The sequence below is a fragment of the Micromonospora sp. NPDC003241 genome (assembly GCF_053589795.1).
This window is the reverse complement of the sequence record NZ_JBSFSO010000006.1, coordinates 99,706-112,350: the sequence shown is the minus strand read 5'-3', so window position 1 is coordinate 112,350 and position 12,645 is coordinate 99,706. Positions and strand designations below refer to the sequence as shown.

At 71.7% G+C, this 12,645-nt stretch carries 9 protein-coding genes; 3 read left to right on the top strand and 6 right to left on the bottom strand.

Features of this window, described 5'->3' with window-relative positions:
* Nucleotides 1–10: 10 nt before the first annotated feature.
* Nucleotides 11–865 (bottom strand): alpha/beta hydrolase family protein, encoded by an 855-nt coding sequence (locus ACWDVW_RS07255; RefSeq protein ID WP_449945899.1) that lies wholly within the window; start codon nt 863–865, stop codon nt 11–13.
* A 163-nt stretch (nt 866–1,028) separates the two neighbouring features.
* Between ACWDVW_RS07255 and ACWDVW_RS07250 the strand changes: the two genes are divergently transcribed.
* The gene (locus tag ACWDVW_RS07250) at nt 1,029–1,196 is read left to right on the top strand and encodes a hypothetical protein (protein WP_449945735.1); all 168 of its coding nucleotides are present in this window, start codon (nt 1,029–1,031) and stop codon (nt 1,194–1,196) included.
* Between the two features lie 27 nt (nt 1,197–1,223).
* Here ACWDVW_RS07250 and ACWDVW_RS07245 read toward each other — a convergent pair whose 3' ends face one another.
* Together ACWDVW_RS07245 and pta are read right to left on the bottom strand one after the other, a co-directional pair.
* A complete protein-coding gene (locus ACWDVW_RS07245) occupies nt 1,224–2,345 on the bottom strand; it encodes an acetate/propionate family kinase (RefSeq protein ID WP_449945733.1) in 1,122 nt (373 codons plus the stop codon).
* Nucleotides 2,345–4,432, bottom strand: a complete 2,088-nt coding sequence (pta, locus tag ACWDVW_RS07240; RefSeq protein WP_449945731.1) for a phosphate acetyltransferase — start codon at nt 4,430–4,432, stop codon at nt 2,345–2,347. The genes ACWDVW_RS07245 and pta overlap by 1 nt, the downstream gene beginning before the upstream one ends.
* Before the next feature lie 130 nt (nt 4,433–4,562).
* On the opposite strand from pta, the gene ACWDVW_RS07235 reads away from it, so the two are divergent.
* Together ACWDVW_RS07235 and ACWDVW_RS07230 are read left to right on the top strand one after the other, a co-directional pair.
* Nucleotides 4,563–5,090 carry a hypothetical protein gene (locus ACWDVW_RS07235; RefSeq protein WP_449945729.1) on the top strand — a complete coding sequence of 176 codons (528 nt, stop codon included), beginning with the start codon at nt 4,563–4,565 and terminating at the stop codon, nt 5,088–5,090.
* Nucleotides 5,090–7,384, top strand: a complete 2,295-nt coding sequence (locus tag ACWDVW_RS07230) for a bifunctional polysaccharide deacetylase/glycosyltransferase family 2 protein (RefSeq protein ID WP_449945727.1) — start codon at nt 5,090–5,092, stop codon at nt 7,382–7,384. Before ACWDVW_RS07235 ends, ACWDVW_RS07230 begins: the two co-directional genes overlap by 1 nt.
* Before the next feature lie 95 nt (nt 7,385–7,479).
* On the opposite strand, the gene ACWDVW_RS07225 is transcribed toward ACWDVW_RS07230, so the two are convergent.
* The 3 genes from ACWDVW_RS07225 to ACWDVW_RS07215 all read right to left on the bottom strand — a co-directional run bounded on the left by ACWDVW_RS07225 (nt 7,480) and on the right by ACWDVW_RS07215 (nt 12,617).
* Nucleotides 7,480–8,505, bottom strand: coding sequence for a glycoside hydrolase family 6 protein (locus ACWDVW_RS07225; RefSeq protein WP_449945725.1), 1,026 nt, complete (start codon nt 8,503–8,505; stop codon nt 7,480–7,482).
* A gap of 121 nt (nt 8,506–8,626) precedes the next feature.
* Complete coding sequence (locus ACWDVW_RS07220; RefSeq protein WP_117226038.1) at nt 8,627–8,806, bottom strand: DUF6104 family protein; 180 nt, start codon at nt 8,804–8,806, stop codon at nt 8,627–8,629.
* Between the two features lie 76 nt (nt 8,807–8,882).
* A complete protein-coding gene (locus tag ACWDVW_RS07215) occupies nt 8,883–12,617 on the bottom strand; it encodes a multifunctional oxoglutarate decarboxylase/oxoglutarate dehydrogenase thiamine pyrophosphate-binding subunit/dihydrolipoyllysine-residue succinyltransferase subunit (RefSeq protein ID WP_449945723.1) in 3,735 nt (1,244 codons plus the stop codon).
* Nucleotides 12,618–12,645: the final 28 nt, after the last annotated feature.

Here is a 12,645-nt window from a genome sequence, read left to right as displayed (position 1 = left end):
GTCGGGCAGGTCAGGCCGCCGGACGGGTCTCGAAACTGGTGACGCCGGCCAGCAGCGCCCGGCCGGGTAGCCGGCGTCCGGCCTCCTGGTCGCCGTAGAGCGTCAGGCGCAGGAAGTCGGTGGTGGCGGCGAGGACCTGGGCGAAACCGGGCCGGCCGGGGACGAGGTACTCGCCGTGGCCCTGCCCGAGCAGGCTGAGGAAGGAGGCCGGCCCGGGGGTACGGCCGTACGCGGCGCGGCCCACACTGAGCGGCACCACCGCGTCGGCGGTGCCGTGCACGAAGAGGATCGGGGCGCTCGGGCCGGCGAAACTGCCCGCCATCCCGCCTCCGGCGATCACGATGCCGGCCCGCAGCCGGGCCGGGTGCCCGGCGGTGAACATGCCAGCGGTGGTGAAGCCGCCCGCCGAGTGTCCGGCCGCCGCCACCCGCTGCACGTCGAGGTGACCGGCGAGCGGGTCGCCGGAGCGGCCGTCGAGCCGGACCAGGTGCCGGATCACCCGCCACCCGTCGGCCGGCTGGTGACGGACGTCGGCCCGGGAGAACCGCTTCGCGCCGCGCCGGGTGTGCGGATACGTCGGCGCGGCCACCACGAATCCGGCGGCGGCCCATCGGGCGGTCAGTCCGGAGTGCAATTCGGGCAGGCTGGCCAGACCGTGGCTGTAGATGACCACCGGGAACCGCCCCTCGGCGACCCGGCTGCCCTGCGTCGGATACCAGAGCGTGACCGGCAGTGGACGTTCCGAGGCCGGGTCGACGGTGAGGGTGCGCACACCCACCGCGTACGGCACCTCCGGCGCCTGCCGGCCGCGCAGTGCCTGGCCGGACTGCTCGCCGCTCGTCGCGCAACCGGCCGACAGCGCCATCAGCAGCGCCGACACCAGTGCGGTGAACCCCCGTGCGATTCCCACGACATCACGGTAGGACCCCGGGTCACCCGTCCGGGTCCGGTTGACCGGTGCCGTACGCCACCCGTTCGGACGGCGCGCACGGACCGTCCGACTGGACCGCTTTCGCTAAGGTCACGGCATGACTGAGAACTACACCGATCCGAGCGGCAACACCGAGGCGTTCCGCGCCTTCGCCGGCACCCCGGAGGCCCCCGCCGAGACGGCCTCCCGCAACGGCCTGATCATCGGTGCCGCCGTGGTCGCCGTGGTGCTGGTCGCGCTCGCGAGCTGGCTCGCCTTCGCCTGATCGGTTCGCCACCCGGCCGCCGACCGATCAGGCGGTGGCCGCCACCACCGTGCGTGCCGCCCGGGCGATCTCGCGTTCCTCGTCCGTGCCGACCACGCAGACCGCGACCTCCGCGCCGTCCGGTGAGATGAACCGGTCACCGCTGCCCGCGTTGCGCTCCGGGTCGACGGTGATGCCGAGCCGTTCCAGCCCGGCCAGTGCCGCCGCGCGGACCGGTGCCGCGTGCTCGCCGACCCCGGCGGTGAAGGTGACCGCGTCGACCCGGCCGAGCAACGCGTAGTACGCCCCCACGTAGCCGGTGATCCGCCGGCAGTAGACGTCGAAGGCGAGCGTCGCCGCCTCGTCTCCGGCGGCCCGCCGGGACAGCACCTCCCGCATGTCGTTGACGCCGGAGAGCCCGAGCAGCCCGCTGCGGTGGTTGAGCAGGTCGTCGATCTCGTCCACGCCCAGTCCGCCCTCGCGGCGCAGGTGGAACACCACGGTCGGGTCCAGGTCACCGCTGCGGGTGCCCATCACCAGGCCCTCCAGCGGGGACATCCCCATCGAGGTGGCCACGCTGCGTCCCTGCGCGACCGCGCACGCGCTGGCGCCGTTGCCCAGGTGCAGGGTGATCGTGTTGACCTCAGCGTACGGGCGGTCCAGCAGCTCGGCGGTGCGCCGGGAGACGTACGAGTGCGAGGTGCCGTGGAAGCCGTACCGCCGGACGCCGTACCGCTGCGCGACGTCCCGGTCGATCGCGTACGTGGCGGCGGAGTCGGGCAGCGTGTGGTGGAACGCGGTGTCGAAGACGGCGACCTGCGGCACCTCGGGCAGGACGGCGCGTGCCTCGGCGATGCCGGCGAGGTTGGCAGGGTTGTGCAGCGGTGCCAGCGGCACCAGGTCGGTGATGGCGGCCAGCACCGTGTCGTCCACCAGCGTCGGCGCGGTGAACCGTCGGCCGCCGTGCACCACCCGGTGCCCGACCGCGGTGAGCCCGGTCAGGTCCAGCCCGGCCAGGATCCGCCGGACCGCCCCGGCATGGTCGGGCGCGCCGCCACCGGCCTCACCGATCCGCTCGACGGTGCCCTTGTCGAGCACCCGGTCACCGTCGTACAGCCGGTACTTGACCGAGGACGACCCGCAGTTGAGCACCAGCACCTTGTCGGTCATCATGCGTCTCCGGGTGGGGGAGCGTCGGTGAGGGCGGCGGCCTGGATGGCGGTGATCGCCACGGTGTTGACGATGTCCGGCACGGTGGCCCCCCGGGAGAGGTCGTTGACCGGCCGGCGCAGGCCCTGCATCACCGGCCCGACGGCCACCGCCCCGGCCGAGCGCTGCACCGCCTTGTACGTGTTGTTGCCGGTGTTCAGGTCCGGGAAGATGAAGACCGTCGCGCGGCCGGCGACCGTACTGTCGGGCAGCTTCGTCGCCGCCACCGCCGGGTCGATCGCCGCGTCGTACTGGATCGGACCCTCCACGGCCAGGTCGGGCCGACGCTCACGGACCAGCGCGGTGGCCGCCGCGACCTTCTCCACGTCGGCACCGGCGCCGGAACTGCCGGTCGAGTACGACAGCATCGCCACCCGGGGCTCGATGCCGAACCGGGCCGCGGTGTCGGCCGAGGAGATCGCGATGTCGGCGAGCTGGGCGGCGTCCGGGTCGCGGTTGACCGCGCAGTCGCCGTACACGAGTACCCGGTCGGCGAGCAGCATGAAGAAGACGCTGGAGGCGACGGAGACGTCCGGCAGGTTCTTGACGATCTCGAAGGCGGGGCGGATGGTGGCGGCGGTGGTGTGGGTGGCGCCGGAGACCATGCCGTCGGCGTGCCCGGCCCACACCATCATGGTGCCGAAGTAGTTCGGCTGGGCCACCACGTCGTACGCCAACTCGACGGTGACGCCCCGGTGGGCGCGCAGCTTCGCGTACGCCTCGGCGAACTCGTCCCGCCACTGGCTGGTCGCCGGGTCGACGATGGTGGCCCCGGTGATGTCGACGCCCAGTTCCCGGGTCCGCCGGGCCACGTCGTCGGGGCGACCGAGCAGGGTGAGGTCGGCCACGCCCCGGTGCAGCAGGATCTCGGTGGCCCGCAGGATCCGTTCGTCGGTGCCCTCGGGCAGCACCAGGTGGCGGCGCTGGGCGCGGGCCCGGTCGATCAGGTCGTACTCGAACATCAGCGGGGTGACCCGCTGCGAGCGGGTGACCGCGAGTCGGCGGGCCAGCTCGTCGGTGTCCACGTTGGCCTCGAAGGCACCGAGGGCGGCCTCCACCTTCCGGGTGTTGGCCGCGCTGGGCCGTCCCTCGATCCGGCTGGACGCGGCGACCGTGTCGTAGCTGTCGCTGGTGACACTGAGCACCGCCAGGCCGGTGTTCAGCCCGTCGAAGAGGCGCAGGGCGCGCGGGTCGGGTTGTTCGCCGAGGGTGAGCACCAGCCCGGAGATCGAGACCTGGCCGGAGACGTGCGCGGCACCGGCGGCCACCAGCAGGTCGTCCCGGTCGCCCGGCGTGATCACCAGGCAGCCGTCGGTCAGGTGTTCCACGAGCGTCGGTACGTGGGCCGCGCCGACCACGTAGTCGAGCACGTCGCGACCGAGCGCCGCCTCGTCGCCGGTGAGCAGTGTCGCGCCGAGTGCGGCGGCCACCTCGGCCACCGTCGGTGCCGACACGGTCGGCACCTCCGGGATGGCGTACGCCGGCACCGGCAGGTCGGGCAGGTCCATCGGCTCGGGCACCCGGTTGGCGATGACCGCGAGCACCGTCGCGCCGAGGTCCACCAGGTCGTGGTACGCGCCCCGGGCCGCCGCCGCGATCGCCTCCGGTGACTGGCCCTGCCCGTCCACGACCGGCACCACCACGCTGCCGAACTCGGTCGCCAGCCGGGCGTTGAAGGCGAGTTCCCGTGGCGTGGTCCCGTCGCCGGAGTCAGCGAAGTCGCTACCCACCACTACGACGGCCGGGCACTGCCGCTCGACCGCTCGGTAGCGCTGCACCACCCTGGAGATCAATTCTTCCCGCCGTCCGTCTGATACCAGCGCCGTGGCCTCGGCATATGTGGCTCCGGCCAGGTCGGACGGGTTAACCTGCACGCGATAACGCTCGCTGAGCAGGGCGAGGATGTGGTCGGGCCGGGTCGACGGCACCAGCGGCCGGAACACGCCGATCCGTTCGACCTGCCGGGAGAGCAGCTCGGCGAGACCCAACGCGATGGCGGATTTGCCGCCGCCGGATCCCACGCTGGTGAGGTAGACGCTGCGAGCCATGCGGCCCAACCTACTCGGTCCGATTGGTTGCCTTCGGACAACCACCTAGGGGTGGTTCGGCCCGTTTTCGCATGTCAGATGGGACACTTGGGCGAGAATATGAAAGGTTTTCACGTTTAGACTCGCGCAGGTGGAGGGACCAACACAGCTCATTCCTGTCGCCCCGGAACCATCCCCCGTCTTCGTCGATCCGAGTGGCCGTCGCCGCCGGTGGTTTCGGCGGACCGCGTACGCCCTCGGCCTGGCCGGGGTGGCGTACACCATGATGGTCGGCATCAGCTTCGCCGGCGGACCGGTCCGTCCCGACTCGATCATCCCGTTCGTCGAGCCCGCCGAGACCTGGGAGGCGCCGCCCGTCTCCCCGACCCCGTCGCCCAGCCGGTCGACCTCACCGGCACCGTCGCCCACCCAGGTCACGCCGCAGCGTCCGGTGCCGCCCTCCGGCACGCCCGGCACCGGCGCGACCTCGGCCAGTCCCACCCCCAGCCCGTCCCGCACCACAGCGTCGCCGACCAGCCCCCGTCCCAGCGGGACGCCGACGGCCAGCCCGTCCCGGAGCACCCCGCCGTCCAGCACCCCGCCGCCGCCGAGCAGCCCGACGCCCACGACAACGCCGTCGCCGGAACCGAACGACACGAATGAGGCGACCGCTCCCTGATGAGCCACCCGTACCCGCCCCGCCGAGAGGCACACGCGCCCCCCACCCGTACGCCCGAACGACCCCGACAGCACGCCCGGCCGGGTCCGACCGCCCGCGCCCGACGGTTCATCCCCCGTCCGAGCTGGACCGTGTACGCGATGGTCTTCGTGCTGCTCGGCGGCATCCTCTTCGTCCAGGCGTACGCCAACGGCTCGTTCATCCCGGACTACCGGGCGGAGAACACCTTCGGCAGCGGCCAGGACGACGTCCCCGACGAGATCCTCGAAGGCGGCCCGATCGTCAACACCACCGCCGACCGGCCGCAGTCGTACCGGCTGCCGGCGCGGACCATCGCGTTGACCTTCGACGACGGCCCCGACCCGGTCTGGACCCCGGCCGTGCTGGAGGTGTTGGAGAAGCACCAGGTCCCGGGCACCTTCTTCGTCCTCGGCAACCAGGTGGTCCGCAGCCCCGACCTGGTCCGTGAGCTGGCCGAGAAGGGGCACGAGCTGGGCGTGCACACCTTCACCCACCCGCACCTCACCCAGATCCCGGGGTGGCAGCGGCGGATGGAGTACACCCAGACCCAGCTCGTCATCGCCGGGGCCACCGGCCAGCGGTCCAACCTGCTGCGGTTCCCGTACTCGTCCCGGGCGGACGCCTTCGTCGACCAGGACTGGCCGTTGCTGCAACAGGCCGGGGAACTCGGCTACCTCAGCGTGGTCAACGACCTGGACAGCCGGGACTGGGAACGGCAGGGCGTGGAGGGGATGATCGAGCGGACCGTACCGGAGGGCTACTCCGGCGCGGTCACGCTCTGGCACGACTCCGGCGGCGACCGCTCGCAGACCGTCGAGGCGCTGGACCGGTACATCCCGATGATGAAGGACCGGGGATATACCTTCACCACGATCAGTGAGGGGTTGAACCGGGCGCTGGCCGAGGCCGGTGCCACCGGCACCACGGCCGGGCCGACCGAGGCGACGTTCACCGAGCGCTGGCGCGGCCAGATGCTGATCATGGCGGTGCGCGCCGCCGACGGCACCTTCGTCCTCTTCGGCGTGCTCTTCGTGCTGGTCGGGACGCTCACCATCGGGCGGACCGTGCTGCTGTTCGTGCTGGCACGGCGGCACGCCCGCAAACGACGCCGCAAGGGCTTCGCCTGGGGGCCGCCGATCACCGAACCGGTGTCGGTGATCGTGCCCGCGTACAACGAGAAGGAGGGCATCGCCGAGGCGGTCCGCTCGCTCGCCACCGGCGACCATCCCGGCGGCATCGAGGTGGTGGTGGTCGACGACGGGTCGACCGACGGCACCGCCGACATCGCCGCCGGGCTCGGCCTGCCGAACGTACGGGTGGTCCGCAAGCCCAACGGCGGGAAGCCGAGCGCGCTGAACACCGGCGTCGCCCTGGCCCGACACGACCTGATCGTGATGGTCGACGGGGACACCGTCTTCGAGCCCGACGCGGTCCGCCGCCTGGTCCAGCCGTTCGGCGACCCGCAGGTGGGCGCGGTGGCCGGCAACGTCAAGGTCGGCAACCGGCGCAGCATGATCGCCAAGTGGCAGCACATCGAGTACGTGATCGGCTTCAACCTCGACCGCCGGCTCTACGAGACACTGCGCTGCATGCCGACCATCCCCGGCGCGATCGGCGCGTTCCGTCGCGAGGCGCTGGAGTACGCCGGTGGGATGACCGACGAGACGTTGGCCGAGGACACCGACATCACCATGGCCCTGGGCCGCGCCGGCTGGAAGGTGGTGTACGAGGAGAGCGCCCGCGCCTGGACCGAGGCGCCGGCCAGCTTCGGGCAGTTGTGGAAGCAGCGCTACCGGTGGAGCTACGGCACCATGCAGGCGATGTGGAAGCACCGCCGCTCGGTGCTCGACAAGGGCGCCTCCGGCCGGTTCAGCCGCCGCTGCCTGGCCTTCCTGACGCTGTTCGGGGTGCTGCTCCCGTTGACCGCCCCGGTGATCGACCTGCTCGCGATCTACGGCCTGATCTTCCTGAACCGCACCGAGACGGCGCTGGCCTGGGCCGCCATGCTGGGGTTGCAGTTCCTGACCGCGATCGTGGCGTTCCGCCTCGACAAGGAGAAGCTCGGCGTCCTCTGGGTGCTGCCGTTGCAGCAGTTCGTCTATCGCCAACTGATGTACCTGGTGCTGCTGCAGTCGGTGGTCACCGCGTTGACCGGCGGCCGGCTGGGCTGGCAGAAGCTCAAGCGCACCGGACTGGCACCTCCCGGCGGCCCGGCGGGTACGCCCTCGCCGGTGCCCGCTCCGGCCGCCGCCGCCCAGCGGGTACGCCGCTGACCTGCGGCCCGCCGCCGCCCGCTCAGCCCGGTGGACGCCCCTGAGCCGCTGCCCACCAGGCCCGGCGTGCGAGGGAGCGGACGGCGGCGGGTGTGTCAGTCGGCGCGTCGAGCCAGGCCGAGCGCGTACTCGGGCCACCAGACGCCGCTCTCCGGCTCGCCCGGGCGGCAGGCGCCGTCCGACTCGCCCGGGTACTTGACCCAGAGCAGGGCGTCGACCCGGTCCAGGCCGGTGTCGGTGGTGGGGTCCGCGCCGAGCGCCCGGCCCGGCGGGTTGCACCAGCTCGGCGCGGACCGGACGGTCTCGCCCGGGTACGCGCCCCGGCCGTTGCGGCTGGTGTCGATGACGAACGCGGTGGTGCCGCCGAGGGCGTCGGAGATCTCGTGGCCGTAGGTCACGTTCTGCGGCGTGCCGACGAAGTTGGCCACGTTGAGCGCGAAGCCGTCGGCCTCGGTGACACCGGCACGGCGCAGCGCCGTCGCCAGCCGGGCGCCGTCGGTGATCCAGCCCGGGTGCCCGGCGTCCAGATAGATCCGGGCGCTGCCGGTGCTGCCCAGCACCGTCACCGCGTCCCGCAGCAGGTCCAGCCGCTCGTCGACGTCGTCGACACAGCGGTCCACGGCGTCCGGCACCGCGCCCGGTTCCACCACGATCGTGACCGGCCGTCCCTGCACGCCGGCGGCTACCCGCCGGATCCAGTCCTGGTACGCCCCGGCCGACTCGGCACCGCCCTGACCCTGCCGCCCGCAGTCGCGCTGCGGGAGGTTGTGGGTGACCAGCACCGGCGTCTGGCCGGAGCGGCTGGCACCGGCGAGGAACTCCGACACCTCCGCGGTGACCGTGGCGGAGTCGCCGACCAGCCACCGGGCGGTCGGCAGGGTGCTGATCCGGCGCAGCGTGGCGGCGTCCTCGTCCCGGCCCTCCTGCGCCCACTCGGTGACCTGCCAGGACGCCGCACCACGCGGGTCGACGTAGAAGACCGGCGGCAGCGGCGGTGACGAGCGGTCGGCGCTGACGGTCTCCGTCGGGGGACGCTCGGGTGCCTCGTCGCCGCACCCGGTCAGCAGGACGGTCAGCGCGATCCCCACCACCAGGGCAGGGCGGCGGGGGCTGCGAAGCATGGCCGCCACCATACCCGCCGCCCCGGCCGGTCCGGACCTGGCCTACCAGGGCTTTCGTCGGCGCGGATGCCCGCTGTCCGGGCGATCCGGCCGCGTGGCGGGTCGGTGGCGGGTCCGGCGACTACTCGTCGTCGGGGTCGTCGAGCCGGGCGAGCCAGGTGGCGAAGCGCTCGATCGGGGTCTCGAACTCGGGGTTGAGGTCGACGAAGTCCCGCAGCCGCTCGCCGAGCCACTCCAGGGTGACGTCCTCGTCCCCCCGGCGCTGGACCAACTCCTCGATGCCACGGTCGGTGAAGTACATCAGGTCTCCTCGGACATGCTCACCGGGGCGGGCCACCGTCTCCGATGGCCCGCCCCGGTGTTCGCGGTCGGTGCGGTCAGGGGCGGGGCAGCGCCGCCTCGATGAGCGCGTTCTGCTCCACCTCGTGCATCTTCGCCGAGCCGACGGCCGGGGCGGCGGCGGCCGGGCGGGAGATGCGACGCAGGCGGACCCCGTCGAGGTGCTCCAGCAGGTTGAGCGCGACGAACGACCAGGAGCCCTGGTTGGCCGGCTCCTCCTGCACCCAGGCGAAGTCCTCCGCGTTCGGGTACTGGGCGAGCGCGGCCCGGATCTCCTCCACCGGCATCGGGTAGAGCTGCTCCAGCCGGATCAGCGCGGTGTCGGTGACGCCGCGCTCCTGCCGGGCCTGGAACAGGTCGTAGTAGACCTTGCCCGAGCAGAGCAGCACCCGCTTGACCTGGTCGGCGGCGGGTGCCGCCTGGTCGGCCAGGACCGGTGCGAAGGTGCCGGTGGTGAAGTCCTCGACCGAGGAGACGCAGAGCTTGTGCCGCAGCAGGGACTTCGGCGTGAACACCACCAGCGGCTTGCGCTTCGGCGAGAGGGCCTGGCGACGCAGCAGGTGGAAGTAGTTCGCCGGGGTGGTCGGGATGGCCACCCGCATGTTGTCCTCGGCGCAGAGCTGGAGGAACCGCTCGGGACGGCCGGAGGTGTGGTCCGGGCCCTGTCCCTCGTGGCCGTGCGGCAGCAGCAGGGTGACCGCGGAGCGCTGGCCCCACTTCACCTCGCCGGACGAGATGAACTCGTCGATCACCGACTGGGCGCCGTTGACGAAGTCGCCGAACTGGGCCTCCCAGCAGACCAGCGCGTTGAGGTTCTCCACCGAGTAGCCGTACTCGAAGCCCATCGCGGCGTACTCGGAGAGCAGCGAGTCGTGCACGAAGAGGCGGGACCGCTCGCCGTCGCCGGTCAGCGACTTCAACGGCAGGTAGTCGTCGCCGGTCTCGGCGTCGACGATCGAGGCGTGCCGCTGCACGAAGGTGCCGCGTCGGGAGTCCTGTCCGGCGAGCCGGACGGTGACCCCGTCGTGCAACAGTGCCCCGAAGGCGATGATCTCGCCGAAGCCCCAGTCGATGTTGCCCTCGACGGACATCCGCGACCGCCGGTCGAGCAACTGCTGGATCCGCTTGTGCGGCGTGAAGCCGTCCGGCAGGTTGACGTGCGCCTCGCCGATGGCCTTGACCACCGACGCGTCGGTCGCGGTCTCGACCTCCGGCTCCGGCTCGTCCTGCCGGGCCGGGCGGCTGACCTGACGTGGGGCGCTGGCCGCGTCGCGGGTGGCCTTGAAGACCCGCTCCAACTGCGCCTGGTAGTCGCGCAGCAGCTCCTCGGCGTCCTCCACGGTGATGTCACCCCGCCCGATCAGCTCCTCGGTGTAGAGCTTGCGGACCGAGCGCTTCGAGTCGATGATCTTGTACATCTGGGGGTTGGACATCGAGGGGTCGTCGCCCTCGTTGTGCCCCCGTCGCCGGTAGCAGACCAGGTCGATCACGACGTCCTTGTTGAACGTCTGCCGGTATTCGAAGGCCAGCCGGGCGACCCGGACCACGGCCTCGGGGTCGTCACCGTTGACGTGGAAGATCGGCGCCTGGATCATCCGGGCCACGTCGGTGCTGTAGAGGCTGGACCGGGAGTACTCCGGGGCGGTGGTGAAGCCGACCTGGTTGTTGACCACCACGTGCACCGTCCCGCCGGTGCGGTAGCCGCGTAGCTGGGAGAGGTTGAGCGTCTCGGCCACCACACCCTGACCGGCGAAGGCGGCGTCGCCGTGCACCGCCAGCGGCAGCACGGTGTAGCCCTCCAGCTTGAGGTCGATGCGGTCCTGCTTGGCGCGGACGATGCCCTCCAGCACCGGGTCGACCGCCTCCAGGTGCGACGGGTTCGCCACCACCGAGACCTTGACCGAGTGGTCGCCGGCCGGGGTGGTGAACTTGCCGTTCTGGCCCAGGTGGTATTTCACGTCACCGGAACCCTGGGTGGAGCGCGGGTCGAGGTGCCCCTCGAACTCCGAGAAGATCTTCTCGTACGGCTTGCCGACGATGTTGGCCAGCACGTTGAGGCGGCCCCGGTGGGCCATGCCGATCACGACCTCGTCCAGGTCGTTCTCGGCGGACGCCTCCAGCACCTCGCCGAGCAGCGGGATCAGCGACTCGCCGCCCTCCAGCGAGAAGCGCTTCTGGCCGACGTACTTGGTCTGCAGGAACGTCTCGAACGCCTCGGCCGCGTTGAGTCGGTTCAGCACGTGCTTCTGCTCGTCGGCCGGCGGCTTCTCGTACTTGCGCTCGACCCGCTCCTGGATCCAGCGGCGCTCGGCCGGGTCCTGGATGTGCATGTACTCGATGCCGACCCGGCGGCAGTACGAGTCGCGCAGCACCCCGAGGATCTCCCGCAGCCGCATCCGCTGCCGACCGTTGAAGCCGTTCACCGGGAAGGTGCGGTCCAGGTCCCACAGGGTCAGCCCGTGCTGGAGGACGTCCAGGTCGGGGTGCTTGCGGATCTTGAACTCCAGCGGGTCGGTGTCGGCCATCAGGTGGCCCCGGACCCGGTAGGAGTGGATCAGCTCGTGCACCCGCGCGGTCTTGTTGATCTGCCCCTCGCTGTCGACCGCGACGTCGCGCATCCAGCGCACCGGCTCGTACGGGATGCGCAGCGAGGTGAAGATCTGGTCGTAGTAGCCGTGCTCGCCGAGCAGCAGCTCGTGCATGACCTTGAGGAACTCGCCGGACTGCGCGCCCTGGATGATCCGGTGGTCGTAGGTGCTGGTCAGCGTGATGACCTTGCTGACCGCCAGCTCGGCCAGGGTGGCCTCGCTCATGCCCTGGTACGGCGCCGGGTACTCCATCGCGCCGACGCCGATGATCGCGCTCTGGCCCTGCATCAGACGCGGCATCGAGTGCACGGTGCCGATGCCGCCGGGGTTGGTCAGCGAGATGGTGGTGCCGGAGTAGTCGTCCATGGTCAGTTCGTTGCGGCGGGCACGCCGGACGACGTCCTCGTACGCCTGCCAGAACTGCCGGAAGTCCATCTTCTCGCAGCCCTTGATGGACGGCACCACCAGGGTCCGGCTGCCGTCGGGCTTGGCCAGGTCGATGGCGATGCCCAGGTTGACGTGCTCGGGGCGGACCATCGCCGGCTTGCCGTCGACCTCGGCGAAGGAGTTGTTCATCTCCGGGTGCGCGACCATCGCCCGCACCAGCGCGTAGCCGACCAGGTGGGTGAAGCTGACCTTGCCACCACGCCCCCGGGCGAGGTGGTTGTTGATCACGATGCGGTTGTCCACCAGCAGCTTGGCCGGGACCGCGCGCACGCTGGTCGCGGTCGGCACGGCCAGCGAGGCGTCCATGTTCTGCACGATCCGGGCGGCGACGCCGCGCAGCGGCGTGGTCTGCGGCCCGGTGGCGGTCGGGGCGGACTTCGGCGGGGCGGACTTCGTCGCGGTCGCCTTGGCCGGTTCGGACTTGGCGGCCGGCTTGGCCTTCGCCGGAGCCGTGGACTTGGCCGGAGCCGGCTCGGCCTTGGTCGCGGGGGCGGCCTTGGCGCTCGGCTCGGCCTTGGCCGGGGTCTTCGGGGCGGACTCGGTGGTGGTCGCCGGGCCGTCACCGTCGGCGGAGCGGCCCTTGCCGGGGCCGGGCCGGTAGTCGGCGAAGAAGTCGTGCCAGGCCGGGTCGACGCTGCTGGGATCGGCGAGGTAGCGCTGGTACATCTCCTCGACGATCCACTCATTCGGGCCGAAACCCGCCAGTGGGTTCTCCTGCGAAGTCTGCTGGGTCGACACGGCCGGTAATCGCCTCTTTCACGCGGGT